22 protein-coding genes, 1 tRNA gene and 1 other annotated feature are annotated in these 25,233 nt (G+C 65.6%); of the genes, 17 read left to right on the plus strand and 6 right to left on the minus strand.

From position 1 onward, the window contains the following. The first annotated feature begins 6 nt into the window (after window positions 1–6). The 3 genes from JOY29_RS03320 to JOY29_RS03330 all read left to right on the plus strand — a co-directional run bounded on the left by JOY29_RS03320 (window position 7) and on the right by JOY29_RS03330 (window position 2,864). Complete coding sequence (locus JOY29_RS03320; protein WP_300974782.1) at window positions 7–1,095, plus strand: DNA topoisomerase IB; 1,089 nt, start codon at window positions 7–9, stop codon at window positions 1,093–1,095. A gap of 133 nt (window positions 1,096–1,228) precedes the next feature. Continuing rightward, window positions 1,229–2,335 (plus strand): mechanosensitive ion channel domain-containing protein, encoded by a 1,107-nt coding sequence (locus JOY29_RS03325; protein WP_300974783.1) that lies wholly within the window; start codon window positions 1,229–1,231, stop codon window positions 2,333–2,335. 79 nt (window positions 2,336–2,414) lie between these two features. After that, a complete protein-coding gene (locus tag JOY29_RS03330) occupies window positions 2,415–2,864 on the plus strand; it encodes a hypothetical protein (protein WP_300974784.1) in 450 nt (149 codons plus the stop codon). 558 nt (window positions 2,865–3,422) lie between these two features. Here the strand turns inward: JOY29_RS03330 and JOY29_RS03335 are convergent. Then, on the minus strand, window positions 3,423–3,869 hold the full coding sequence (locus tag JOY29_RS03335; protein WP_300974785.1) for a hypothetical protein: 447 nt from the start codon (window positions 3,867–3,869) through the stop codon (window positions 3,423–3,425). A gap of 336 nt (window positions 3,870–4,205) precedes the next feature. Here JOY29_RS03335 and JOY29_RS03340 point away from each other — a divergent pair, with 336 nt between their 5' ends. The 5 genes from JOY29_RS03340 to JOY29_RS03360 all read left to right on the plus strand — a co-directional run bounded on the left by JOY29_RS03340 (window position 4,206) and on the right by JOY29_RS03360 (window position 8,301). Further along, a complete protein-coding gene (locus tag JOY29_RS03340; protein WP_300974786.1) occupies window positions 4,206–4,661 on the plus strand; it encodes a MaoC family dehydratase in 456 nt (151 codons plus the stop codon). A gap of 151 nt (window positions 4,662–4,812) precedes the next feature. Continuing rightward, a complete protein-coding gene (locus tag JOY29_RS03345) occupies window positions 4,813–6,000 on the plus strand; it encodes an acetyl-CoA C-acyltransferase (RefSeq protein WP_300974787.1) in 1,188 nt (395 codons plus the stop codon). Between the two features lie 7 nt (window positions 6,001–6,007). Next, complete coding sequence (locus JOY29_RS03350; protein ID WP_300975469.1) at window positions 6,008–6,589, plus strand: DUF4126 domain-containing protein; 582 nt, start codon at window positions 6,008–6,010, stop codon at window positions 6,587–6,589. Between the two features lie 39 nt (window positions 6,590–6,628). Further along, window positions 6,629–6,892, plus strand: a complete 264-nt coding sequence (locus JOY29_RS03355) for a hypothetical protein (RefSeq protein WP_300974788.1) — start codon at window positions 6,629–6,631, stop codon at window positions 6,890–6,892. Beyond that, window positions 6,889–8,301 carry an MFS transporter gene (locus tag JOY29_RS03360; protein WP_300974789.1) on the plus strand — a complete coding sequence of 471 codons (1,413 nt, stop codon included), beginning with the start codon at window positions 6,889–6,891 and terminating at the stop codon, window positions 8,299–8,301. Before JOY29_RS03355 ends, JOY29_RS03360 begins: the two co-directional genes overlap by 4 nt. 326 nt (window positions 8,302–8,627) lie before the next feature. Here the strand turns inward: JOY29_RS03360 and JOY29_RS03365 are convergent, their stop codons facing one another. Together JOY29_RS03365 and mutL are read right to left on the minus strand one after the other, a co-directional pair. Next, complete coding sequence (locus JOY29_RS03365) at window positions 8,628–9,053, minus strand: endonuclease domain-containing protein (RefSeq protein WP_300974790.1); 426 nt, start codon at window positions 9,051–9,053, stop codon at window positions 8,628–8,630. 138 nt (window positions 9,054–9,191) lie between these two features. Further along, complete coding sequence (gene mutL / locus JOY29_RS03370; RefSeq protein WP_300974791.1) at window positions 9,192–10,988, minus strand: DNA mismatch repair endonuclease MutL; 1,797 nt, start codon at window positions 10,986–10,988, stop codon at window positions 9,192–9,194. A gap of 116 nt (window positions 10,989–11,104) precedes the next feature. Here mutL and JOY29_RS03375 point away from each other — a divergent pair, with 116 nt between their 5' ends. The 6 genes from JOY29_RS03375 to JOY29_RS03400 all read left to right on the plus strand — a co-directional run bounded on the left by JOY29_RS03375 (window position 11,105) and on the right by JOY29_RS03400 (window position 16,840). Next, window positions 11,105–12,151 carry a rod shape-determining protein gene (locus tag JOY29_RS03375; RefSeq protein WP_300974792.1) on the plus strand — a complete coding sequence of 349 codons (1,047 nt, stop codon included), beginning with the start codon at window positions 11,105–11,107 and terminating at the stop codon, window positions 12,149–12,151. Between the two features lie 15 nt (window positions 12,152–12,166). After that, window positions 12,167–13,051: a rod shape-determining protein MreC gene (gene mreC, locus JOY29_RS03380; RefSeq protein ID WP_300974793.1), complete on the plus strand. Its 885-nt coding sequence runs from the start codon at window positions 12,167–12,169 to the stop codon at window positions 13,049–13,051. Between the two features lie 2 nt (window positions 13,052–13,053). Beyond that, window positions 13,054–13,575 carry a rod shape-determining protein MreD gene (locus tag JOY29_RS03385; RefSeq protein WP_300974794.1) on the plus strand — a complete coding sequence of 174 codons (522 nt, stop codon included), beginning with the start codon at window positions 13,054–13,056 and terminating at the stop codon, window positions 13,573–13,575. Further along, complete coding sequence (gene mrdA, locus JOY29_RS03390; protein WP_300974795.1) at window positions 13,572–15,560, plus strand: penicillin-binding protein 2; 1,989 nt, start codon at window positions 13,572–13,574, stop codon at window positions 15,558–15,560. Before JOY29_RS03385 ends, mrdA begins: the two co-directional genes overlap by 4 nt. A gap of 1 nt (window position 15,561) precedes the next feature. Further along, window positions 15,562–16,677: a rod shape-determining protein RodA gene (gene rodA, locus JOY29_RS03395; RefSeq protein ID WP_300974796.1), complete on the plus strand. Its 1,116-nt coding sequence runs from the start codon at window positions 15,562–15,564 to the stop codon at window positions 16,675–16,677. An 87-nt stretch (window positions 16,678–16,764) separates the two neighbouring features. Next, window positions 16,765–16,840: transfer RNA gene (locus tag JOY29_RS03400), tRNA-Lys, on the plus strand. Between the two features lie 133 nt (window positions 16,841–16,973). Here the strand turns inward: JOY29_RS03400 and JOY29_RS03405 are convergent. Beyond that, the gene (locus JOY29_RS03405; RefSeq protein WP_300974797.1) at window positions 16,974–18,101 is read right to left on the minus strand and encodes an Arm DNA-binding domain-containing protein; all 1,128 of its coding nucleotides are present in this window, start codon (window positions 18,099–18,101) and stop codon (window positions 16,974–16,976) included. A 589-nt stretch (window positions 18,102–18,690) separates the two neighbouring features. Continuing rightward, window positions 18,691–18,744: a sequence feature (sul1 is cis-regulatory element that is thought to sense ions involved in sulfur or methionine metabolism; They are found in Alphaproteobacteria), on the plus strand. A 160-nt stretch (window positions 18,745–18,904) separates the two neighbouring features. On the opposite strand from JOY29_RS03405, the gene JOY29_RS03410 reads away from it, so the two are divergent. Beyond that, complete coding sequence (locus JOY29_RS03410) at window positions 18,905–20,005, plus strand: glycosyltransferase family 4 protein (RefSeq protein WP_367280036.1); 1,101 nt, start codon at window positions 18,905–18,907, stop codon at window positions 20,003–20,005. A 6-nt stretch (window positions 20,006–20,011) separates the two neighbouring features. On the opposite strand, the gene JOY29_RS03415 is transcribed toward JOY29_RS03410, so the two are convergent. Continuing rightward, complete coding sequence (locus tag JOY29_RS03415; protein WP_300974799.1) at window positions 20,012–21,115, minus strand: polysaccharide pyruvyl transferase family protein; 1,104 nt, start codon at window positions 21,113–21,115, stop codon at window positions 20,012–20,014. 210 nt (window positions 21,116–21,325) lie between these two features. Here JOY29_RS03415 and JOY29_RS03420 point away from each other — a divergent pair, with 210 nt between their 5' ends. Together JOY29_RS03420 and JOY29_RS03425 are read left to right on the plus strand one after the other, a co-directional pair. Beyond that, window positions 21,326–22,750, plus strand: a complete 1,425-nt coding sequence (locus JOY29_RS03420; RefSeq protein ID WP_300974800.1) for a Coenzyme F420 hydrogenase/dehydrogenase, beta subunit C-terminal domain — start codon at window positions 21,326–21,328, stop codon at window positions 22,748–22,750. Between the two features lie 273 nt (window positions 22,751–23,023). Further along, window positions 23,024–24,538, plus strand: a complete 1,515-nt coding sequence (locus JOY29_RS03425; protein ID WP_300974801.1) for a lipopolysaccharide biosynthesis protein — start codon at window positions 23,024–23,026, stop codon at window positions 24,536–24,538. Here the strand turns inward: JOY29_RS03425 and JOY29_RS03430 are convergent. Further along, on the minus strand, window positions 24,535–25,185 hold the full coding sequence (locus tag JOY29_RS03430) for a TetR/AcrR family transcriptional regulator (protein WP_300974802.1): 651 nt from the start codon (window positions 25,183–25,185) through the stop codon (window positions 24,535–24,537). The genes JOY29_RS03425 and JOY29_RS03430 overlap by 4 nt on opposite strands. Window positions 25,186–25,233 lie beyond the last annotated feature (48 nt).

A 25,233-nucleotide genomic window follows, 5' to 3' on the forward strand; every position in this document is an offset into this window, starting at 1 on the left:
TGCAAGATGGAAAGACTCCGCCACTGCAGCGACGACCAGCCCGGCATCACCCGCCAGCAGATCAAGGGCAAATGGGCCTATTTCGCGCCCGGCGGCGAGCGCATCACCGACCGCGAGGAGATCGACCGGCTGAACGCCATCGCCCTTCCCCCCGCTTACACCGACGCCTGGTTCTGCCCCTTCCCCAACGGCCACATCCAGGCCACCGGCCGCGACGCCAAGGGCCGCAAGCAATATCGCTACCACGAGGGCTTCCGCGGCCGCCAGGACAAGAAGAAATATCTCGGCACGGTCGAGTTCGGCGCCGCCCTCCCCAAGCTTCGCCGCCGCGTGGAGAAGGATCTCGCCGGCAAGCCGACCAGCCGCGACGCCGTGCTCGCCGCCGTTGTCCGCCTGCTCGACACCGAGCATATCCGCATCGGCAACGAGAGCTATGCCAAGGAGAACAAGAGCTTCGGCGCAACCACCCTGCGCAGCCGCCACCTCAAGCGCTCAGGCAGCAAGCTCCTGGTCAAGTTCAAGGGCAAGCACGGCATCACCCGCGAACTGGCGATCAGCGATTCCAAGCTGAAGCGCGTCGTCTCGAAGATCACCGAATTGCCCGGCCAGAACCTCTTCCAGTACGTCACCGAGGACGGCGAGGCTTGCGCAGTCACCTCTTCCGACGTCAACGACTATATCCGCGAGGCGACCGGCGGCGACTTCACCGCCAAGAACTTCCGCACCTGGAGCGCAAGCGTGATCGCCTTCGACCAGATGCTCACCGCGCAGGAGGAAGAGCGCCGCAAGATCAGCCTCAAGACCGTGCTCGAACCGGTCGCCGAAGCGCTCGGCAACACGCCGGCCATCAGCCGCAAGAGCTATGTCCATCCCAAGCTGATCGACGCCGCCCGCGAGGATCCCGCGCAGCCCCTCGGCGCCATCGACCGACCGCGCGCCCGCAAATATCTGTCCAGCGCCGAAGTCGGCCTGCTCGACTGGCTGATGAAGGGCAAGCGCAAGCGCGCGGTGAAGGCCAGCAAGGTCGATGACGTGGTGAAGGCGGCCGATATTTCCATGGCCAAGGTCGACGACGTGGCGGAAGCGGCGGCCTGACCCCACCGCCGTCGTCTCCAGCGAAGGCACGACCTGCTCGTGACTTCGGCGCCCTCCGCCTGAGGTGTTGGCCGCCGCGGCGACGACGCACGCTTGACCCCTCCCCCTCTCCTCGCCCATCCCTCGCCTCCACATGACCGACAAGCTCGACAACTTCCTCGACTGGCTGATCGCCAATCTCGACGTCCTCGGCCTCGGCGTGCTGGTCGCCATCGGGCTGGTCGGGCTGATGCTGATCGCCCGCGCGATCGGCCAGGGGATCGTCCGCGGCGACCCGCGCTGCACGACCTGGAAGGGCGTCATCGGCCGCGTCCTCTCGCGCACCAGCGTCCTGTTCATGGCCGCCGCCGCGCTCGAGATCGTGGTCAGTTATGCCGAACCGCCGGCGCGCATCGCCCGCCTGTTCGACATATTCTTCATCATCGCCTTCGCCCTCCAGGCGGCGGTCTGGGGCCGCGAGCTCATCCTCGGCGTCATCGGCCAGCATGCCGGCGAAAGGCCCGGCGAAACCGCGCTCGGCAATGCGATGGGCGTCATCCGCGTGCTGGTCAGCGTCGCGGTCTTCGCCATCGCCTTCATCGTCATTCTCGACAATCTCGGCGTCAACGTCACCGCCCTCGTCGCCGGCCTCGGCATCGGCGGCATCGCCATCGGCCTTGCCGCCCAGGGCATCTTCTCCGACCTCTTCGCCGCGCTCGCCATCCTGTTCGACAAGCCCTTCCGCCGCGGCGACACCATCCGCTTCGACACCACCATCGGCACGGTCGAGAAGATCGGCCTCAAGACCACCCGCCTGACCAGCCTCACCGGCGAGCAGGTGATCATGGCCAACACCAAATTGCTCGAGCGCGAGATCCGCAATCTCGCCGCGGGCAACGAGCGGCGGGAGACCCTGCGCTTCACCCTCACCTTCCAGAGCCCGCCCGAAGCGCTGACGAAGGTCGAGGACATCGCCCGGCCGGTGATCGAGAAGCAGCCCGGCTGCCACCTCGTCCGCTGCCTGGCCATCGCCTTCGGCCCCAACGGCCTCGACCACGAACTGGTCTTCACCCACGAAGGCCTCGACGCCGACGCCATGTTCCACAAGAAGTCGGTGATCATCATCGGCCTGGTCCAGCGCTTCGCCGAAGAAGGCCTCGCCCTCGCCTACCCGACCCAGACCACCTTCACCGCGGCGCCGGATGGAAGCCTGGTCATGCCCTACGCCCCCACTGCACCACCCTCGTCACCCCGGGCCTGACCTCGGATCCCGCTGCACGTTCGCTGATGTCTGCTGATGACCCGTTGCGGTCATTGCCGAAATCTCCGATGGTCAAGAGATGCGGCTCTGGTGTTTGCTTACCTGTCTGGCGGTCTCGATGTCCTGCGACACCGCCGGCGCTCAAACCATGCCCCAAGTGTCGCCAGCGCCTAAACGACAGCTAGTCAACATAACTGAGCCTGAGGCAAACGAACTCATTCAGAAGCTGAAGCAGGCCCAGCGCCAATTGAAAGCGGGCGAATCTCCAAGGTTTGAACTTCTGACCGGCTCGCTCGCGTTCTTAGATGCAATCAGGGTCTCCCCGAGAGAGGCGTTCCTGGCGATGCCTTTTGATCGCGTATGGGAGATTGAGCGGAGCCGGACTGACAATCGACTTTGGCAGCCATACAAACTTGCCTATGCTCCCAAGGGACCTGGTCAATTGTACTGGAAGATAGAAGTCGTCCTAGGCTTCTACGGTGATATCGAACGCATTACGATGGTCTACAAGCCGCCAGCGCCGTTCTGAGCCGAATGTCCGCTTTCCACCCATTGCGGACATTCAGCAATGACTTGGGGCAACGCGGGCTTGATGTGCGAAGTAATCGCCAAAGCCGCTGCGGCCCTCGAATAACTCAGGCGGGAACCCTTCGGGCCTAAGTTGGAGAGAACGCAACTTCATGCGCTCTGCGGCTGCCTCCCAAATTCGCTCGTCTCCAAGCTCCCAGGGAAAAAGCTGCGCCATCAGGCCAGCCACGTGGAGAAACTCCGCGTCAGCAGAACCTTCGCCTCCGAAGTGCGCAAAGACCTTGTGCCAAATATCCGTCGCGCCGGGATCATGCGACATCCCGGTTACGAAAGGCGGGTCCGCCCAATGCATCCACGCGAGGAAGAGTAGATGCAGCGAGTGCTCTCTGTTGCGATCGCCCGCCAACCAACCATCGCGGAGTTGCCTATATTCTTCTTCCATACGAACCGCACTTACACTGGACTGATGCGGCGGCCCACTGACGGTTTGGCAATGTCCAGTTTCCACCCATTTGCGACAATCCCGCCGAACGTCCGACTACGGGTCCATTGCGGAAATTCAGCCCCAGAGACGGCTGCAAAGGTAGAGCGAAAGCTCGCGAGCATGTTGGCCCCAGTGCAAAAACAGCAGCCTAAAGGCGAAGTGCGCATCGTCGATGCTAAGGTGCTCAGCGGTCCATACGACTTCACGCATGTCGAGGGTGAGGTCTGCCAAGTCGTCGATGGCGTTACCCATCATCAGGGCGTCATCCATGGGTCTGGCGGGGTCCGCGACGGGGTAATGTCCATACTCCGGGAAACGAGCCGCTACCTCTGCGAAGAGTGACGCGCCCTCCTGCCTCGGAGCGTCCACATCTGGGTCCGAGACCTCACCTTCCGGGGTGACATGATACGCCGCAATCAACCCATCCAACGCGGCGAGGAGTGCTTCGTCGTTCGGCCTGTCACCGTCCCAAACGACGCTCAGAAAGTGGTTTGCAGCTTGTAGTGCTGGCGAGCTTTGCATGCTCTCGGGATGGCTGAACCACGAATATGAAGCAATGTCCGCTTTCCACCCAAAGCAGACATAAGCACCCACATCCTTCCGATGCAGGAACTCGCCTGCTTGACTTGCCGGACCGGTTTGCTGCTCGGCTCATCCTGGTCGCGGCTTACCACGGCCGGCCGCCTTGTCGGCGCAAACCCCCATCACCGGCACCCCTCGTGACCTTGTTCATGCGGATGACGGGGATCATGCGTCACCCCGGGCTTGACCCGGGGTCTGCCTGCCTTCCACTGCATGGCGCTGAAAGAAAGCGGATCCCGGGTCAGGCCCGGGACGTCGAGAGAAGGGGAGAATGCAATGCCCGTCGCGAGCATCGACACCATCAAGTCCAAGGTCGGCCAGGAGCTTGGGCTGTCCGACTGGATCGAGGTGACCCAGGAGCGCATCAACCTCTTCGCCGATGCGACCGAGGATCATCAGTTCATCCACGTCGACGAGACGCTCGCCGCGCAGACGCCGTTCGGCGGCACCATCGCCCACGGCTTCCTCTCGCTGTCGCTCCTCTCGCGCATGGCCGCCGACGTCATGCTGGTGCCGGAAACGACCAGGATGGGCGTCAACTACGGCTTCGAGAAGGTCCGCTTCCTCTCGCCCGTCCGCGCCGGGAAGCGCGTCCGCGGGCGCTTCACCCTGGTCAGCTTCGAGGAAAAGCGCCCCGGCCAGTATCAGTTCGCCCACGACGTCACCGTCGAGATCGAGGGCGAGGACAAGCCCGCGCTGATCGCGACCTGGATCGGCCAGGTCTTCGCCTGACCCCGCCCACTCGTCACCCCGGACTTGATCCGGGGTCCATCGCGCCACAGGCGCTGCTGTCACCGGCAGGATGGATGCGGAAACAAGTTCAGCATGACGAGGCATTATCGGTTCGCTAGAGCCTCCGAGACTCATCTTTTCAGGAGCCCCAATGACCACCACCGTCCGTGACGCCGTCATCGTCTCCACCGCCCGCACGCCGATCGGCCGGGCCTATCGCGGCGCCTTCAACGCCACGCCTTCGCCGACGCTTACCGCCCACGCCATCCGCGCCGCGGTCGAGCGGGCGGGCGTGTCCCCGGACGAGATCGAGGATTGCGTCATCGGCGCCGCCCTCCAGCAGGGCGTGCAGACCACCATCGGCCGTACCGCCGCCCTCCGCGCCGGGCTCGGCGTCGGGGTTGCCGGCATGTCGATCGACCGCCAGTGCGCGTCGGGCCTGATGGCCATCGCCACCGCCGCCAAGCAGGTCATCGTCGACCGCATGGACGTCTGCGTCGCCGGCGGCGTCGAGAGCATTTCGCTTGTCCAGACCCCCGAGATGCGCCTCGGCTCGGACCCCGAGCTGCTCAGCATGCACAATGCGGTCTACATGCCGATGATTCAGACCGCCGAAGTGGTCGGCAGTCGCTACGGCATCAGCCGCGAACGCTGCGACGAATATGCGCTTCGCTCCCAGCAGCGCACCGCCGCCGCCCAGGCGGAAGGCCGCTTCGCCGACGAGATCGTCGAAGTCACCGCGCGCATGGCGGTCAAGAACAAGGAGACGGGCGAGACCTCCATGCAGGAGGTCACCCTCGCCAAGGACGAGGGCAACCGCCCGCAGACCACGCTCGAGGATCTCGCCAAGCTTCAGCCGGTGATGGGTCCCGAGCAGATCATCACCGCCGGCAACGCCTCGCAGCTGTCGGACGGCGCCTCGGCCTGTGTCGTCATGGAATCGAGCCTCGCCGAGAAGAAGGGCCTCGAGCCGCTCGGCCGCTATGTCGGCATGGCCGTCGCCGGCACCGAGCCGGACGAGATGGGCATCGGCCCGGTCTATGCGGTGCCGAGGCTGCTGAGCCGCTTCGGCCTCAAGGTCGAGGACATCGGCCTGTGGGAGCTGAACGAGGCCTTCGCGGTGCAGGTCCTCTACTGCCAGGACAAGCTCGGCATCCCCGATGAGCTCCTGAACGTCAACGGCGGCGCCATCTCGATCGGCCACCCCTACGGCATGAGCGGCGCGCGCCTGACCGGCCACGCCCTGATCGAAGGCAAGCGTCGCGGCGCCAAATATGTCGTCGTCACCATGTGCGTCGGCGGCGGCATGGGCGCGGCGGGCCTGTTCGAGGTCTTCTGACGCGGTGATCGGGGTAGAGCTGCTCGCCCTTGCGGCCTCGACCAGCCTGCTTGCCGGCTGGCGGCTCTACCTCGTCACCTTCGTCACCGGCTTCGCCATGCGGCTCGGCTGGATCGACCTTCCCGAAAAGCTCGCCACGCTCGACGTGCTGGCCAATCCCTGGGTGCTGGTCATCTCCGGCGCGGCGGCCTTGTTCGAATTCTTCGCCGACAAGATCGCCTTCATCGACAGCCTGTGGGACGGCATCAACACCGCCGTCCGGCCGCTCGGCGGAGCGCTGCTGGCGCTTGCCATCGTCGATCCCGGCGATCCCGCCTGGCAGGTCGCGGCCTTCCTCCTCGGCGGCGGCGCGTCCTTCCTCTCACACTCGGGCAAGGCAGCGACGCGGGCGATGGTCAACACCAGCCCCGAGCCGTTCAGCAATGTCGCGGTCTCGACCGGCGAGGACATCGCCACCGTCGGCCTGCTGGCGCTCGCGCTCGCCAATCCCGTCGCCGCCGCCCTGATCGCGCTGATCCTCGTCGTGGCCAGCCTGTGGCTGATCCTCGCCGCTCGCCGCTTGCTGCACGGCGTTCTGAACCGAAGCTAAGCCTCGCGCATTGCACCCGCAAACCAGGGAGAGAAGCCGATGCCCGAAGGCGGCCACACCAGCCTCGTCGAACGAATCGCCCGCGTGCTGTGCGGCGCGGAACATAGCGCCAATGCGGACGGGTCGGAGGAGCATGCCGCCACCCATGTCGACGCCCACTGGCGCAAGCACCGCAACCAGGCGCTGGCCGTGCTGAAGTCGATCCGCGAGACCGATGCATCGGGCGCCAGCGTCGGCGATCCGGCCGTCTGGACCCGCATGGTCGAAGCCAGCATCGCCGACGCGGAAGACGACGGCGAGTGACGCCGGCGGCAGCCGCGCCCGCTGCCCCCCGACCTGCCCACGCGCGCTGGACGCTCGCCGCCTGCATCCTCGCTTCCAGCCTGAGCTTCGTCGAAGGCTCGGTCCTGAACGTCGCCCTTCCCGCCATCCGGTCGAGCTTCGGGGCCGGGGCAAGCGAGGTGCAGTGGGTGGTGAACGCCTATCTGCTGCCGCTATCGGCGCTGCTGCTGCTCGGCGGCGCACTCGGCGACCGATATGGCCGCAAGCGCCTGTTGATCCTCGGCACCGGCCTGTTCGCCGCCGCATCCCTGCTCTGCGCGCTGGCACCGGACCTTGGCTGGCTGCTGGCCGGACGGGTGCTGCAGGGCATTGGCGCAGCACTGCTGCTGCCGAACAGCCTGGCGCTGCTCAACGCCACCTTCGAAGGTGAGGAGCGCGGCCGGGCGATCGGCATCTGGGCCGCCGCAGGCGCCGCCGCCGCCGCGATCGCGCCGCTGATCGGCGGCTGGCTGGTCGACAATGCCGGCTGGCCGACCATCTTCTATATCAACCTCCCGCTTGCCGGCGGCGCCATCCTCATCGCCGGCCGCTTCGCTGCCGAGAGCCGCAACGAGGAAGCGGCGCGGACCGACTATCCCGGCGCACTGCTGGCGACGCTCGGCCTGCTCGGCGTGACCTACGGCCTGACCCTGTGGTCTTCGCGGATGGTGGTGGATGCCACAAGCGCCGCCCTGTCCGCCGGCGGACTGGTGCTGCTTGCCCTCTTCCTTGCCGTCGAGGCCAAGCGCAGCGATCAGGCGATGATGCCGCTCGCGATGTTCGGCAGCGCCTGCTTCGTCGGCACCAATCTCCTGACCTTCCTCCTTTACGGCGCCTTTGGATCGGTCATGCTGCTGCTCCCCTACGTGCTGATCGAGGCTGCCGGCTACTCGCCGCTCGACGCGGGGCTTGCCCTGACGCCGCTCGCCATCGTCATCGCGCTGGCGTCGCCGCTGATGGGCCGCCTCGCCGCAAGGACGGGCGGCCGACTGCCGCTCACCGCCGGGCCGCTGGTCGTCGCAGCCGGAATGATGCTGGCCACCCGGATCGACGCGAATTCGAGCTACGTCGCGGCCGTCTTTCCGGCAGTGCTGGTGCTCGCCGCGGGAATGGCGCTGGCGGTGGCGCCGCTGACCAGCACCGTGCTTGCCTCGGTCGACCACCGCCACGCCGGCACCGCCAGCGGTCTCAACAGCGCGGTGGCCCGCACCGGCGGGCTCATCGCCACGGCCTTGCTCGGTGCCGTGTTCGCGGCGCAGGGCAGCCGCCTGTTAGCCGCCTTCCACTCGGCCCTGATCGTCGGGGCGATCGTCAGCGCCGCCGCGGGCGCGGTGGCCTGGCTCACGGTTGGTCGAACCCCCTCCCCAAAGAGAAAGGCCGCCGAAGCCTGAGCTCCGACGGCCTTCCGCATTGCCTTGCTCGGTAAACCGAGCCTTACAGGCCGAGAACCTCGACACTGGAGGCAGGGCTCACCGACTTGGGACAATGAGACATCTGACCACCTCCTTTCGCATTGTTGACGATGCAGCGGAGATGGTCCCGGCTTTCATGATTTCAAGAGGTTAGCGGCGGCCGAACAGGCGCTCGATATCGCCGTGCGCAAGCTTCGCCCAGGTTGGGGGTCGATGACAAAGGACAGGCGCCAAATGTCCGCTTTGGGTGGAAACCGGACGTTCGCAGAACCTCCCCGTTGCGCAGCAATGGGGAGGGGGACCGCTCAGCCTTCAGGCTGAGTGGTGGAGGGGCCAGCGCGGCGCTCGCACCGTCGCATCAGGGCGTCGGCGACCGCTTCCGGGTTGGCGAGGACGTCGGCGGCCGGGATGCGGAGGACCTGCAGCCCGACGGAGTGGAGGTAGGCGGTTCGGCGTTCGTCTGCCGCTTGCGAGTGATTGTGAGAGGCGCCGTCGATCTCGATCACCATCTTGGCCGCCGCGCAGTAGAAGTCGGCGACATAGGGATGGATCGGATGCTGGCGGCGGAAGCGAAGGTCGCGGCGGACTTGGCGGAGCAGGCGCCAGAGAAGTTGTTCGGGCAGGCTTAGAATGGCGGCGATAACGCCGAGCGGCGGACATGGCGCTGGCAGTTGCGCGCATGGTGCTGGCCCCTCCACCACTCCGCTGCGCGGAGCGGTCCCCCTCCCCATTGCTGCGCAACGGGGAGGTTCCGGATCGGCACCGCCGCACCCTGGCGTCTGGAGCCAATGTCCGCAATGGGTCGTTAGCGGACACTCTCAATCACGAGCGCACCATCCGACCATCGTGGCCTCTTGCAGCCCAGCCCCTCATTTTCTTCCGAACAGCCGCTCCAGATCAGCTGAAGCAAGTTTCACCCAGGTCGGCCGGCCATGGTTGCAATGCCCGCTATGGGGCGTCGCCTCCATCTCGCGCAGCAGGGCGTTCATCTCGGCCACCGACAGCGCGCGGCCGGCGCGCACGCTGTGGTGGCAGGCAAAGGTCGCGGCGAGGAGGTCGAGCCGGCCCTTCAGCGCCTGCGGCCCGCCAAGCTCGGCGATCTCGGCGGCGAGGTCCCGCACCAGCGCCACCGCATCGAAGCGGCCGAGCGGCGCCGGCGTGCCGCGAATGATGACGGCGGCAGGCCCGAACCGCTCGACCTCCAGGCCGTAATGGAGCAGCTCGGCGGCGGCTTCCTCGATGCGGTCGGCCTCGGGTTCGTCCAGGTCCACCACCTGCGGCAGCAGCAGCGCCTGGACCGGCACGCCGCCATTGCCGGCGCTGCGCTTCAGCTTCTCCAGCACCAGCCGCTCATGGGCCGCATGCTGGTCGACGATGACCAGCCCGTCCTCGGCCTCGGCGACGATATAGGTGTTCGCGACCTGCCCGCGCGCGACGCCGAGCGGATGGTCGGTGACGGGCGCCACGGCCGGTTCGGCGCGGGCGGCCGGCGCGGCGGCGAAGAGGGCGTGCGTATCGTTGACCAGCGCCAGCCCCTCCCGCTCGCGGGAGGGGTTGGGGAGGGCATGTTCGTCGGATGGCGGTGACAGGCCCTCCCCCGGCCCCTCCCGCAAACGGGAGGGGAGCAGGTCCGCTTCCGTCTGCCAGCGTACCGGCGCCGCTGCCTGCACTCGGGCCGCACTCCGGTGTCCGGCCTGGTCGAGCGCCGAGCGCAAGCCGCCCACAATCAGCCCCCTGACCCCCTGCGGGTCGGCAAAGCGGACCTCGGTCTTGGCCGGATGGACGTTGATGTCCACCGACTCGCCCGGCAGGTCGAGGAACAAGGCGACGATCGGCGAGCGGTCCCGCGCGATCAGGTCCTGGTAGGCGGCGCGCAGGGCCCCCACCAGCAGCCGGTCCTTCACCGGCCGGTGGTTGACGAACAGGAACTGCTGGTCCGCCGCGCCCCGCGTGAAGGTCGGCAGGCTGACCACGCCGCCAAGCTGGACCTCGCCGCGGACGAGATCGATCGGCAGGCCATGGTCGGCAAGGCCGGGATCGAGCAGTTCGGCCACCCGCGTCGGCAGCGGCGCCGGCTGCACGGACAGCACGCGCCGGCCGTCATGCTCGAGGCTGAAGGCGACGTCCGGCCGCGCCATGGCGAGCCGCCGGACCGCGTCGAGGCAGGCGGCATATTCGGCGCGGGGGGAGCGCAGGAACTTGCGGCGCGCCGGCACCCGGTCGAACAGCCCTTCCACCCGCACTCGAGTCCCGGGCGGAAGCGCGGCGGGCCCCTCCCCGATCCGCGCGCCATGGTCGATCTCCAGCCGCCATCCGTCCTGCCCGCGCACCCGGCTGTCGAGCGTGAAGCGGGCGACGCTGGCGATGGAGGGCAGCGCCTCGCCGCGAAAACCGAAGCTGGTGACCCGCTCGATCGCCTCGTCGGGCAGCTTGGAAGTGGCATGGCGCTCGACCGCCAGCGCCATGTCGGCCGGGCTCATGCCGGAACCGTCGTCGCTGACCTCGACAAGGTCGGTGCCGCCGCCCGCCAGCCGGATCGCCACATGGCGCGCGCCGGCGTCCAGGCTGTTCTCGACCAGCTCCTTCAGCGCGCTGGCCGGCCGCTCGACCACCTCGCCCGCGGCGATGCGATCGACGAGATGCGAAGGCAGCCTTCTTATTGACATGGCAGGGGTCCTAGCCCAATCGCCTGTTCCGGGCGAGGGACTGCTTAACCGATCCGTTAGCTGGTCGTTACGCCTCTGGTATTTAACTCTTTTTACCTAGAGAGAGCGGGCGACACATGTTCTGGACACGCTGGTTCAAGTGGATGAGCCATGACATGGCGATCGACCTCGGCACGGCGAACACGCTTGTCTATGTTCGCGGCCGCGGAATCGTCCTCAACGAGCCGTCGGTGGTCGCCATCGAAACCATCAACGGGGTCAAGAAGGTCAAGGCCGTCGGCGAGGACGCCAAGCTGATGATGGGCAAGACGCCCGACCAGATCGAGGCGATCCGCCCCCTCCGTGACGGCGTCATTGCCGACATCGACGTCGCCGAGCAGATGATCAAGCACTTCATCCACAAGGTGCACGGCGGCGGCAAGCTGCGCTCGCTGCGCTTCCCGGAGATCGTGATCTGCGTGCCCTCGGGCTCGACCAGCGTCGAACGCCGCGCCATTCGTGACGCCGCGTCCAACGCCGGCGCCAGCGCCGTCTACCTCATCGAGGAGCCGATGGCCGCCGCGATCGGTGCCGACATGCCGGTGACCGAGCCGGTCGGTTCGATGGTCGTCGACATCGGCGGCGGCACCACCGAAGTCGCGGTCCTGTCGCTCCGCGGCCTCGCCTACACCACGTCGGTCCGCGTCGGCGGGGACAAGATGGACGAGGCGATCTCCTCCTATGTCCGTCGCAACCACAACCTGCTGATCGGCGAAGCCACGGCCGAGCGGATCAAGCAGGAAGTCGGAATCGCCAAGCCGCCGGTCGATGGCATCGGCAAGACGGTCCACATCAAGGGCCGCGACCTCGTCAACGGCGTGCCCAAGGAAATCTCGATCAACCAGGGCCAGATCGCCGAAGCGCTGTCCGAGCCGGTCGGCACCATCGTCGAAGGCGTCCGCATCGCGCTCGAGAATACGGCGCCGGAACTGGCCGCCGACATCTGCGACCAGGGCATCGTCCTGACCGGCGGCGGCGCGCTGCTGCAGGGCCTCGATGAAGTGCTGCGGGACGAGACCGGACTTCCGGTCACCGTCGCCGAGGATCCGCTCACCTGCGTTGCGCTCGGCACCGGCCGGGCGCTCGAGGAAGAGCAGTTCCGCGGCGTGCTGCAGACCGCTTAAGCGAAGGGCACTCAGGTGGCGCCAGGGCAGCAGAAGCGCCCAGGCTGGTCGAGACGGGCGCAATATGGCCTGTTCTTCAGCTTCGTGGCGGCCATCGCCGGGCTTCTGGTCGGTCTCGGCCTGCTGGCGCTGAGCCTGGTCGCGCCGAACAGCTATGCAAGTGTCCGCGGCACCGCGCTCGACGTCACCGCCCCGATCACGGGTGCCTTCCGAAGCGTCACCGATACGGTCGGCGGCCTCTTCACGGGCGCGGGCAACTATTGGGATGCGGCGCGGCAGAATGGCGACCTTCGCGAAGAGAATGCCAAGCTTCGCCGCCAGTCGATCCAGGCCCGCGCCATCCTTCAGGAAAATGCGCAGCTGAAGGCCGCGCTGGCGCTGCGCGAAAAGAGCGTGGTGGCGGTGGCGAGCGGCCGGATCGTCGGCTCGAGCCTGGAGAGCGAGCGCCGCTTCGCCGTCATCACCGCCGGCTCTGGCGACGGGGTCGCCATCGGCATGCCGGTACGCGCCGCCGACGGGTTGATCGGGCGGGTGGTCGATGTCGGCGCCACCGCCAGCCGGGTGCTGCTCGTCTCCGACCGCGCCAACATCGTGCCCGCTCGACTGCTCCGCGGCGGCCAGCCGGTGATCGCCACCGGCCGCGGCGACGGGACCATCGATCTTCGCCCGCTGGAAGTCGGCCGCAATCCCTTCCGGCGTGGCGACCTGGTGGTCACGTCCGGCACCGGCGGCCTTTATCCGCCGGGCATCGCCATCGCCAAGGTGATCCGGCTGGACGACGATGGCGCCATTGCCATCCCCATGGCCGATCCCGGCAATGTCAGTTTCGCCATCGTCGAGCGGCCCTATGAGGAAGCGGCGCTGCCGCAGCCGGCCGCGCCCGCTCCGGCTTCGGAATAGCAATGGTCCGCTCCGCTCTCGGCCGTCCCAATGCGCTGGACCGCCGGCCCAAGCGGCTGGCGCGCTCCATTCCCGCGCTGTCGGTGATGCTCGCCTCGCTCCTGCCTTTGCTGCCGATCGTCGCCGAAGTGGGCTGGATGCCGGACACCGGCCTCTTGCTGCTGCTCGCCTGGCGGCTGCTCCGCAATGACGTGATTCCCGCCTGGGGAGCAGCGCCGCTCGGTCTGTGGAACGACCTCGTGCTCGGCCTCCCCATCGGCCTCTCGGTCGCCACCTGGACCGCGGCGATGATTTCGATCGACTTGCTCGATAGGCGCACCATGTGGCGCGACTACTGGCTGGAATGGCTGCTCGCCGCCGGGCTGCTGGTCGTGGCCGAACTGGCCCGGCGGTTCGTCGATGCGGCGATGGGCGCGTCCTATCCGGTCGCCACCCTTCTCCCTCCCCTCATCATTGCCATCCTCACCTTTCCGCTCGCCGCTTACGCCGCAAGCCGCATTGATCGCTGGAGGCTTGGCCAGTGAGCCGCTTCAGCACGGGACAAGCCGACATCGTCTTCTCGCGCCGGATGCTGTTGCTCGGAGGTGCCCAGGTGGCGGTCGCCGGCGCCCTGATCGGTCGCATGGGCTGGCTCGCGATCAAGGAGAATGAGCGCTACAATCTGCTCGCCGAGGATAATCGCGTCCAGCTGATCGTCGTGCCGCCGCGGCGTGGCTGGATCGTCGACCGCGGCGGCAAGCCGATTGCCATCAATCGCTCGGACTTCCGGGTCGACCTGATCCCCGAGCGCATGACCGAGCCCGACCGCGAGCTCGCTCTCCTCGCGCGCTTGCTCGCTCTTGGCCCCGATCAGGTTGACCGCATCCGCCGCGAGATCGACACGGCACGTGGCTTCCAGCCAGTGCAGGTGGCGGAGAACGTGCCCTATGAGCGCTATGCGGCTGTCACCGTGCGTTTGCCTGAGCTGCCCGGCGTCGAGCCGGCGCGTGGCTTCACCCGCTTCTATCCCGCCGGTGCCGCTGTCGGGCAGCTCATCGGCTACGTCGGCGCCGCGAGCGCGAAAGAGTATGAGAAGGAGAAGAACCCCCTCCTCATCACACCGGGGTTCAAGATCGGCAAGGAAGGCCTGGAGGAGGTGCTCGAGCAGAAGCTGCGCGGTATTCCCGGCGGCCAGCGGGTCGAAGTCTCCGCCCGCGGCAAGCTGATCCGCGAGCTCACCCCGAAACCGGACCGATCCGGCCAGACGGTCCAGCTCTCGATCGACGCCGGCCTGCAGGAATATGCAGCGCGCCGGCTTGGCGAGGAGTCGGGCAGCTGCACCATTCTCGACTGCCAGACCGGCGACATCCTCTGCATGGCATCCATGCCGAGCTACGATCCCAACAGCTTCTCCGACGGGATCGGCCGGACCGAGTGGAAGACCCTCTCCGAAGATCCGCGCAAGCCACTGCTCAACAAGGCGGTCAACGCCCTCTACCCGCCCGGCTCGACCCTGAAGCCGATGGCTGCCCTGGCGCTGCAGGCCGCCGGGATCGATCCCAAGGAACGGGTCAACTGCCCTGGCGGCTACCAGCTCGGCAACCGCTTCTTCCGCTGCCTTGGCCGACATGGCAGCGTCGACATGCACCGCGCCATCGCCAAGAGCTGCAACACCTATTTCTACGCCATGGCCAACCGTATTGGGTATGACGCCATCGCGCCCATGGCCCGGCTGCTCGGCCTCGGCGAGAAGTTCGACCTGCCGCTGGTTAGCCAGAATTACGGCACGATTCCCGACAGCGACTGGAAGCAACGCCGCTACGAGCGCTCCAGGCGGCTCGTCGAGCGACCCGACTGGACCCGTTCCGACACGCTGAACGCGGTGATCGGCCAAGGCTTCGTCATCGTGAACCCGCTGCAGCTGGCCGTTTCCACTGCGTGCATCGCCAGCGGACGGCGAATCCGGCCGCTGCTCCTTGGCGCCCACCAAGAGGCCGCGCCGGCGCTCGACATCCCGAGGGAGCATCTCGACGCGGTTCGTGGCGGCATGTGGGAAGTGGTCAATGGCGACGGCACAGCGGGCGCGTCGCGGCTTCAGGTGCCGGGCATCGAGATGTGCGGCAAGACCGGCACCGCCCAGGTCCGCCGCCTGTCGGCCAGTGCCAGCCGCGGCCAGGGCGGCGACTGGCGCTATCGCGACCACGGCCTATTCGTCTTCTTCGCGCCGTTCGACAGGCCGCGCTATGCCGGCTCGGTGGTTATCGAGCACGGCATGGGCGGCGCGCGGGCCGCGGCGCCGGTCGCCAAGGATGTGCTCACCTATCTGTTCGACCGTCCGCAGGCGCTGAAGCGGCTGGAGGCGCTCGAGGCCGAATGGGGGGGCACCCTGGCCGAGCGCACCGCCCGCCGCGCCGCGGCCATCGAGGCCGCCGCCGCCCAGGCTGCCGCCGCCCGCTCCGCCCCCATCGCCGCGCCAGCGCCGATCCCGCCGAGCGTCAACCTTCCCCCGCCGGCACCCGAGGACCGCTGACGTGATTTCCAGCGCCATCATTCCTCAGCCCCTCGCCCGCCTTCCCTGGCGGCTGATCTTCCTCGTGCTTGGGATCGGCTTCTTCGGCCTGGTCAACCTCTACTCCGCGGCGGGCGGACGGATTGAGCCCTGGGCCCTTCGCCAGGGTCTCGCCTTCGCCTTCTTCCTCGCCGTGGCCATCTCCATCTCCAAGGTCCGCGAAGGCTTCATCAAGCAAGTGACCGCCCCGGTCTTCGTGACCATCGTAATCATGCTGATCCTGGTCGACCTGCTCGGCTTCGTCGGCAAGGGCGCCCAGCGCTGGCTCGATCTCGGCATCATTCGGCTGCAGCCAAGCGAGTTCATGAAGCCCGCCGTGGGACTGATGGTCGCCCGCTTCTACGAGCTGCTGCCGATGGGCGAGATCCGCAAGTTTCGGGCGATCTGGCCGGCCGCCCTGCTGATCGCGGTTCCGGCGGTGCTGGTCATCCTGCAGCCCGACCTCGGCACCGGACTGATGATCTGCTTTGCCGGAATCACGGTCATGTTCCTCGCCGGCGTTCCGCTTCGCTGGTTCCTGATCCCGGGCCTGACCGTCGCAGCTGCCATTCCGGTCATCTACCAGTTCCTGCTCCACGGCTATCAGAAGCGGCGGGTCGACACCTTCCTCAATCCCGAGAACGATCCACTTGGGAGCGGCTACCACATCACCCAGAGCAAGATCGCGATCGGATCGGGCGGGCTGTTCGGCAAAGGCTATCTTCAGGGTAGCCAAAGCCACCTACAATACCTGCCGGAGGGGCATACCGACTTCGCCTTCGCCGCCCTCGTGGAAGAGTGGGGAATGCTTGGCGGTACCGTCGTCATCGTCGCTTGGCTGATGGTGCTTCGCTGGAGCCTGAAGGTCGCCGCCAACGCCCCTACCCGCTTCGGGCGTCTCAGCTGTGCCGGCCTCAATGCCGTCCTGTTCAGCTACTTCGCCATCAACCTGCTTATGGTCATGGGCTTGGCGCCGGTCGTCGGGATCCCGCTGCCGATGATCAGCTACGGCGGATCGGCGGTGATGACGGTGATGATCTGCCTCGGCCTGCTGATGAGCTTCGAGCGGCAGCAGCGGAGCCAGTCGACTCTGAGCTGATTTAGAGGCTTGCGTGGAGTCGACCGCCCCGCTAGAGGCACCCCCGCGCCCCGCTTCCAAGCGGCCGAGCGCACTGCCTTACGGCATGGACGCATAGCTCAGTTGGTAGAGCAGCTGACTCTTAATCAGCGGGTCCTAGGTTCGAGCCCTAGTGCGTCCACCACCTTTCCAGCCATTTAGCCCGAGAAGAACATCAAGTAGCAAGTTGGCGGGAACCTCCGAGCTACATCGAGGCAACAGATCGGCCACTGTGCTCCGGTACTCGGCATCTGTTCGACACTGGAGCCATGGTCCGCTTAATTGGTCACCCTCATGGAAACGCGCTGACCATTGGACCGGATGATCTGGACGCGACTCTGATCAGGGATGTCAGAGCGGCCATGGACCTTAACTATCCAGGTATGCACACCGTCGCGTTGGACGCGCCAATCTGCCAGTGCTCCTCCAGGGCTTTCGACCTGCAGCGTTCCGTCGGCAAGTAAGCACGTAAGCGGCAGCCGAATTGCGCTGTCGGTCGCAGAGAAGGTGCCGAACCCGAGGTTTTCGCGTGTGGCGTACAATTCCCCATCTAGTTCAACGGCTACGTCACCGGCCGGTGAACGAAATGAGCGAGCAACCATGTATTGGATACCATGAGTGACTAGGCCATCCTTCCAACTGGGTTCGTGAGCGTTGACGACGACGGCCACGAACATCGGAACATCGCGCAGAAGCCGCGTCGCTTGGGAGCGAGAGATTTCCAATTGGTTCGCTAGGGAAAGGGAAAGCAGGATGGAAAGTTCGTAATCGTCCAGATACCTTTCTCGTTCACTAGGTGAAGCGAGCTTCATCACGTCGGAGATCGGGTTGACCTCAAGCTTGGTGACGTGACGACCCTTCGTGACGCACCATCGAAAGTATCTCTTCATCAAGGAGACCATATTGTTCGACATGATCGGTGCAGTGGTGAACTTCTTCTGCACGATCTCAGCGATATCATCGTACCTGATGTGGTAGATCGACTTGTGACCAATGGCGGGTTGCACTTCCTTTCTGTAAATTCGCCACTTCTCGGCTGCCGATTTCCGCAACCCGCCTTCCTGCTCCATGTACTTGGCAAAAGCCCAGTCGCAGGTTCGGGTTTCGTGGATCATGGGTGAGATCGGCAGAGTGTGATCGTGGAGAGCGGCGTCGATGCCGCGCAGCTTTCCGAGTAGAATGGACTGCGCGAGTTGCCTTACATCCTCGACAGAGTGAGCCGGATGGTTGCCGAGTGTGTAGGTCTTCACCGCGCCATTCACTCGCCCCTTCCAATTAAAGGTCTTCTTCCCCGTAGGATAGACAACCACGCCGAGGCCCTTGAGATTGCTATCTCCTACTCGGTAGATCGCCTCCTTTGGCTTCATTGTCCTAACACTGGCATCCGTCAGTTCTGTAAAGGCCACTTCTACCTCCGGCTACATCGAAGCAACACGGAGGGAAGTTCGATCGTTTCGGCGACGGTGTCAAAAGTTAGTCCAACTCTCCTCTTGCGGTTGATTTGGCTAGATCTAATCTACTTCGGAGTAGATCCTGAATTTACTTTAACTAGATCGTGCTGACCTTGCCTCAAGGTGAGGTCAGCGAATCGGCCACACTGCCAAGCAACAACGCAGCAACAACCACTCAAGTTGGCCCTGTTTTGAGTACCAGAGTCAGCGAGTCCGGCTTTTTATGCTATTGTTTTTGCTCGCTAATTTTTTGTGAGGCGCTCTTAATCAGCGGGTCCTAGGTTCGAGCCCTAGTGCGTCCACCACCTACTTTCATCGAGCCAAGCTTCGTTCCGGCTGCCAGAAAGATGACTGCGGGCCGTTTCCACGACAGGTAGTTCAAGCTTGTCGATGATGCTTGATGCCGATCCTGGTTGCTCAGGGCCTGCCTGCGTCTCGATTCATCACACGACAGATGGCGGTCTCCCGATAAGGGCGGGAAAGTAAGACTTATCCGCGCAAAGAAGGCGGAACCTTCGGGCTTGGCGGGCGTAAGGGACAACAAGTCGGATCCGACACAGTCGGGTGGCTCGGCCGGGCGCCTATCCCCCGGACAACCCTTAGGGTCCTCATGCCGCGACTGCGCGGATATGGGGTCTGCATCTGACGGTTTCCCAATGCTGAGCTCTCCTACCGACTTTCGACGCCAACCCCGTGTAGCGTTCCTGTCGCTGGACGACAGTGCGCAGCCGAACCTACTGTCCGGCGGCTTCCATGGCATGCGCCAGGGCTTCATCGATGTTGGGTGTGACGTCGTGGATGTATTTCCGCTGAGGCCGAGGCCGAGGCCCGCCTGGCTGGCGAAGAAGGTGCTTCACCGATTGAGCGGTGAATTCTGGCACTGGGATCGGGAGCCCGACTTCCTTCGGAAGGTGAGCCGGGTCGCATCGCAGCGGATCAGCCAGGCACGGCCCGACTTCGCCGTCGCGGTGCAGTCCCAGGCCTGTGCTCATCTGCAGGTCGACGTGCCGCTGGTCCTGACCCACGATCAGTCCTTCCTCGAACTGAAATCCTACTTTCCGTTCGAGCCGCGGCGCCGGTCGGCGGAGTATATCGACAAAGCCATCGAGCAGGAGCGGTTGTCCTTCGCCGCGGCCGACCTCATCTCCTTTCCGTCGGAGCAGGCTTGCCGCACTGTCAGAGACTATTACGGCACTGCGCCCGACAAGCTCGTGATGGTGCCATGGGGTGGCAACCTCCCAGCGGCTCCGTCAACTGGGCAGGTAGTCGAGATGATTGCCGCTCGACGCAACCGGCCGGTGGTGCTCACGGCGATCGGCGTTCACTGGCAACGGAAAGGCGGCGACACGATCCTCGGAGCCTATCGCGCGCTTCAGGCACGTGGCTTGCAGGTCCGGCTCAATCTCATCGGCATGTCGCCGGAAGGCCCATCCGACGAGGGTGTCCGGATCTTCCCCTTTCTGGACAAGTCCGATGCGACGGAGGCAAAGCAGTTCGGTGACTTGCTGTCGCAAACTCACTTCCTGATCGCGCCTTCGCGTGTCGAGGCGTTCGGCCATATCTTCGCGGAAGCGGCCGCCTATGGCGTCCCGGCAATCGCGAGCGATGTCGGCGGCATCCCGACCAGCGTCGAGGATGGCGTGAACGGGCGACTTCTGCCGCTCGATTCGACTGGCGAGACTTATGCGGAAGCGATCGCGACGATTACCAGCTCGTGGGGCGACTATGAGGCGATGGCCGAGGCGAGTCGCGAGCAGTTCGAGAAGGACCTCAACTGGGAGGCCTTCTGTCGGACCATCATTGAGCGCGCGTCGCAGCTGCAGGTTGGCAAGAGCAAGAGCCACACACTGGCGGCCTGACCGCCGCTACCTGCTGCCCCTCAGTGCGGACAGCAGATAATCCTTTGAGGCCGCTCGCAGCTCCTCCAGGCGGGTGTTCACCGCGCCATAGTTGATCGGTCGAGCCACCAGCGAAGCAAAATCTGTGGTATCGGGATCGATCACGAGGCGATCGGCGAGGCCGATCTCGTCCAGAAGCGTGGTGAAGCGATCCAGCCCCCGCTCGACATTGCCGAGCGTGATGAAGTTCTTCTGAAACAGGATCGAGAAGATGGTCCCGTGATAGGAATCCGTGAGGACGAAGTCGGCGTCCATGAAGGCGCGCAGCCATTGGCCGATTGTCTCCTGGTCGCCTTCGTCCTTCACGGACAGGAACTGCCTTCCGAACCCATACGGCAAGGCGTCCTGCACCGCCTTGTGGGCCTTTTCGGAAGATTCCCCCTGGTCGAGCACGTAGCTGACGAGCGTCGGCTGCTGCTTTCGCTCCGCCGGCGCGGCGGCATCCTGATAGAATGACGGGCTGACCACCAGCGTCGGGTCGAGCACGAGCGTGCACTGCTGCCGGCCTAGCACCTCGCGACAGATTGCCACGCCCGATTTCTCGCGCACGGAAACGGCGTCGAACCGCTCAAGTAGCCCGGCGACCTCCTCCGTCCTTTCCGGATAGCGCCAGTCCGAATGTCCGAACGAAGCCGCATAGGACAGCTTGCGAACGTCCGCCGGCACGAAATCCAGAAAGTAGACCGGGTAGTTGGAATCCTGGTGGTACTCCGCGCGCCAGACCTGGTCACTTCCGACCACCACGGCCCCTACCCCATGCTGCTGGACGGCGCGGCGCAGTTGCTCCGAATTGCGGCACGGACGGGTGGCGTTCGGCAGGAAGCGGCGGATGAAAGGCTCATGTCTCGCCCGGGTCAGCGCCCTCGCGCGAACGCCACCGACATTCTGGCCGGGCAGGATGCGAAGGAGATTGCGGATCAGCCGGCCGGCACGACCGATGTTGTCGGGTTCCTTGCGCAGCAGGATGGGATCGAAGCCCTCGTCCTGAAGCAGCCGGTAGAGTGCGGCAGCCTGAAGGATCCCGCCGTAATTGACGTGGAGATGGAGCGTGAGGATGCCGGTCTTGGCCAAGGGACCTCTTCTTCCGCCATGCAAGCGGTGTGACGAACATTATGGTCCCTAAGGTTGAGCCGCCGCTTCAGTTCCCTTGTTAAACAGATGGAGGCCTTCGTACGTCCTTCCATCATCGGCAAGAAGGGGCTGGCGCGGGCCGTTCCGAATGGACGATGTTCGCGACTGAGCGTTTGGGGGGCGGTCGGAACTGCTAGGGGCAGTGAAAGGGTGACGACACTCGACCGCGTGATTTCGAACCGGAACTGCATCGGCTGTGGCGCATGCGCCGCTGCCTTCCCCGACACATTGTCCATGATGCTCGACGAGGAAGGACACTGGCTGGCGAATGCACGGCAGGATGAGCCAAGTGCAAAGGTCCGGGAGGTAGCCGGCCAGACCGTCTGCCCGATGTCCGGAGCCACGGACGACGAGACCGAGATTGCGTCGTCACTCTATCCGGAGCTTCCCGCCGACGACCGGATCGGCCGGTATCGGCGGAACCTCGTCGGGCATGTCGCCACGGGCCGGTTCCGGGAAGCCGGCAGTTCGGGTGGTCTGGTCACGTGGCTGCTCGAGACCCTCCTTGCGCGCGGCCTCGTCGACGCCGTCCTCCATGTCCATCCATCGCCCGAAACCGCTCCCGACGATCTGCTGTTCCGCTACGGCATCTCGCGGAACCCGGAGCAGGTCCGCACCGGCGCGAAGTCGCGCTACTATCCGATCCACATGGCAGACGCGCTCCGGCAGGTGATGGAGCAGGAGGGCCACTATGCCGTCGTCGGCACGCCCTGCTTCATCAAGGCCGTCCGCCTGCTCGAACAGTCCGGCCATATTCCGGAAGGCCATGTCCGCTTCACGGTGGGACTCGTCTGCGGCCATCTCAAGAGCCGCTACTTCGGCGAGTATCTCGCCTGGCAGAAAGGTGCCCCGCCAGGGAAGGTCGAAGCCATCGACTTCCGCCGCAAGCTGTTCGACCGCAAGGCGTCCGATTATGGCTTTGCCTTCCGCGAGGTCGGAAGCGCGGTCGAGCAGAGCTATCCGATGAGCAGCGTGCACGGGCGCGACTGGGGCGAAGGCCTGTTCAAGAATCCGGCCTGCGAATATTGCGACGACGTGCTGGCGGAATGCGCCGACATCGCGATTGGCGACGCCTGGCTGCCGGGCCATGTCGAGGATCCGCGCGGGACCAACATCGTGGTGGTCCGGTCTAGCGCGCTCGACGAGATCCTCGCGGCTGCCGAGCGGGACGGCGACCTCCTCATGACAGAGACCGATCCGGACACGATCGCGAAGAGCCAGGACCCAGGTTTGAGGCATCGCCGGCGGGGCCTGATGCACCGCCTCGCCCGCCGAGTGGAAGCCGGGCAATGGGCTCCGCGCAAGCGCGTTCCACCGGAGCTGGAATCGTCGCCATCACGGCGCAAGGTCTATGATCTTCGGCTGCGCATCGCGCTCGAGAGCTCGGCCGTCTTCGCTGACGCAAGGAACTCCGGCGATCTCGGGCAATTCCAGGAGCAGATGGCTCCCCTGCTTGCGCAATATCATGCGGTGAGCAGGATCAGCCTCGCGAGGCGCACCGTCCGCAAGTTGCGAAGCTGGCTTGCGCGGGCTCGCCAGCAGCTCCGGCCACGCCTTTCGGCTGCTCCAGCCTGAGCAATCGCCGGCGCAGCGGCAATTGGCGGACCGGGCTCGCCACCATATGGGAGCCTATCGCGGCGTGGTGCGTAATTCCGGCTGCGTGACAATCTTGGACGCGGCCGGGCCTTCGAAGCCCATGCCGCGGAAGGTTGAAGCAGCAGGACAGCATGCTCTTGCCGTGGCGAGGTGACCGCTCCAGCGCGGCGAACCTGACCGAGCGGTCGGACCCGATCAAGGACCCAGGGGATCACCACCACAACTACCGCTTCCCCCATCGATGAGCCCGAATTGCCGCCGTCACCAGTTGCCGGGGTTCGGCGATCGGCGATCCGGGGCACGCTCCTCACCGGCGCGTCCACTGCGATGAAGGTCCTCCTTCAGGTGCTCGCGATCGTCGTTCTCGCGCGGCTTCTGACGCCCGAGGACTTCGGCGTGACGGCCATGGTTTTCCCGATCATCGCCCTTGCCACCATCTTCCAGCAGGCGGGCCTGAGCGTGGCCGTGCTCCAGCGCGAGAGCATCTCCGACGAGGAACGCAGCACGATCTTCTGGATCAACGTCCTTGCCGGCACCCTTCTCGGCGCCCTGCTCGTCCTCATCTCCCCCTGGGTTGCCGACTTCTACGGAGAGCCGAGGGTCCAGATGCTCACCGCGGCGTCCGGCGCGATCATGATCCTTGGTGCGCTCACCTCCCAGCACACCAACATCCTCACCCGCGAGCTCCGCTTCGGCCGCCTCGCCCTTATCGACGTGCTATCGCTGACAATCGGCACGTCGCTGGCGATCGGGACGGCCTATCTGACCGGCAGTTACTGGGCCATCTTCCTGCTGACGTTCGGCACCATCGCCTCGACCTGTCTGCTCGCCTGGATGCTGAGCAGGTGGCGACCGGGCCGGACCGCCCCGCTCCGGCAGGTCCGCGACCTGCTGGTGTTCGGTGCGAACATCACGGTGGCGAACCTGGCGACCTACTTCGGGCAGAATGTCGACAAGATCCTCATCGGACGGGTCCTCGGAGCGACTCCACTCGGTCTTTACGAGCGGGCGTCCAAGGTCGTGCTCCTGCCCATCCTGTTCGTGCACATGCCGATGTTCCGGGTGCTGGTGCCGATGCTCAGCCAGAACAGGCAGGCCGCCGAGCGCTACCGCAAGTTGTTCGTGACCGCCTTCCAGTTCAGCCTCTTGCTGACCCTGCCCGGCACCCTCGTCCTGATCGTGGCGTCCGCCGAGATCATCACCTTCGTCATGGGCGAACAATGGGTTGCCGCCGCACCCATCTTCTCGTGGCTGGCCGTCGCCACGCTCGGGCAGCTCGCCACCGGACCGTTGACCATGCTGTTCATCAGCCAGGGCCGCTCCCGCGAGGCCCTCGTCTCCAGCGTCGCGTCGAGCTTCTTCCTCACCGTGGCGTTCGTGGTCGGGCTGCAATGGGGCGTAACCGGCGTGGCGGCCTCCTTTGCCATCGCAGAGCTGATGAGAACACCGCTGATGCTCTGGTATGCGACACGGACCGGAGCGGTGTCCCTGCGAGACCTCTCCCTTGCGCTCCTCCCCTTCGTGCTCAGCGCCGCGCTGATGATTCCGGCCGGTGCCTTCTGGGCGTCCGTGGTCGAGCAGTCGGGCAATCCGCTGGTCGCGATCGGCCTTGCTGTCGCCGCTGCCTATGCCGTCACATTCGCCTGCCTTCTCTTGAACCGGAGCGGGCGTGGCTTCCTTGGCGAGCTGACGTCGGCCGCACGGTCCGTGCTTGGAGGCAAGAGCGGCAAGTCCCCCGGCAAGACGAGCATGGACGCCGCTTCCTAACTTGCGGCCGGAGCCCCCTGGTCCTCACGCTTGCCATAGCCCTTGAGGAAGAGGTCGACCGCCGAGCGGATGCGGCGGTCGGCGGCGACGGCGTCTACGCGACCGGCGAAGCGGCGTTCCATGTCGGCAAGCCCCTTGCACATGGCGGCGAGATGTTCGGCAGCCTGGAGGGGATCGTCGAGGATGAGCGTGCCACGCTCCTGCTCGCGCTCCAGCAGGCTTGCGAGCGCCAACTTCATCCGGCGCGGGCCAGCTTCGAGAAAGCAGAGGCCAAGCTCCGGCTCCTGCTCGACCTCGGCGGCAATGCGTTGCTCGAAGCGGATCATCTCGGGACGCGACAGGAAGGCAATCATGCTATGGCCGAAAGCGAGCAGGCGCTCGCGGATGCCGTTGCCGGCATCGTCGAACAGCAGCTGCCCGCGGATATTCTCGCATTCATGCTCCACCGCCGCCGCGAACAGGCCGCGCTTGTCGCCGAAGTGATTGTAGACGGTGACCTTTGATACACCCGCATCCGCCGCGATCGCCTCGATGCTGGCGGCGGCATAGCCGTGATCGAAGAAGGCCTTCGTCGCCGCGAGTACGATCTCCTCCCTCTTCTGGAGATCGGTCGAGCGTCCGCGCCTGGTCTTCGGGGATGTTGACAAACTGAACGGTTCCGTTCATTTGAACGACAGCGTTCAGCATCATGAGCG

This window comes from Sphingomonas sp. LHG3406-1 (assembly GCF_029637485.1).
In the GTDB taxonomy this organism is placed as follows: Bacteria; Pseudomonadota; Alphaproteobacteria; order Sphingomonadales; family Sphingomonadaceae; genus Sphingomicrobium.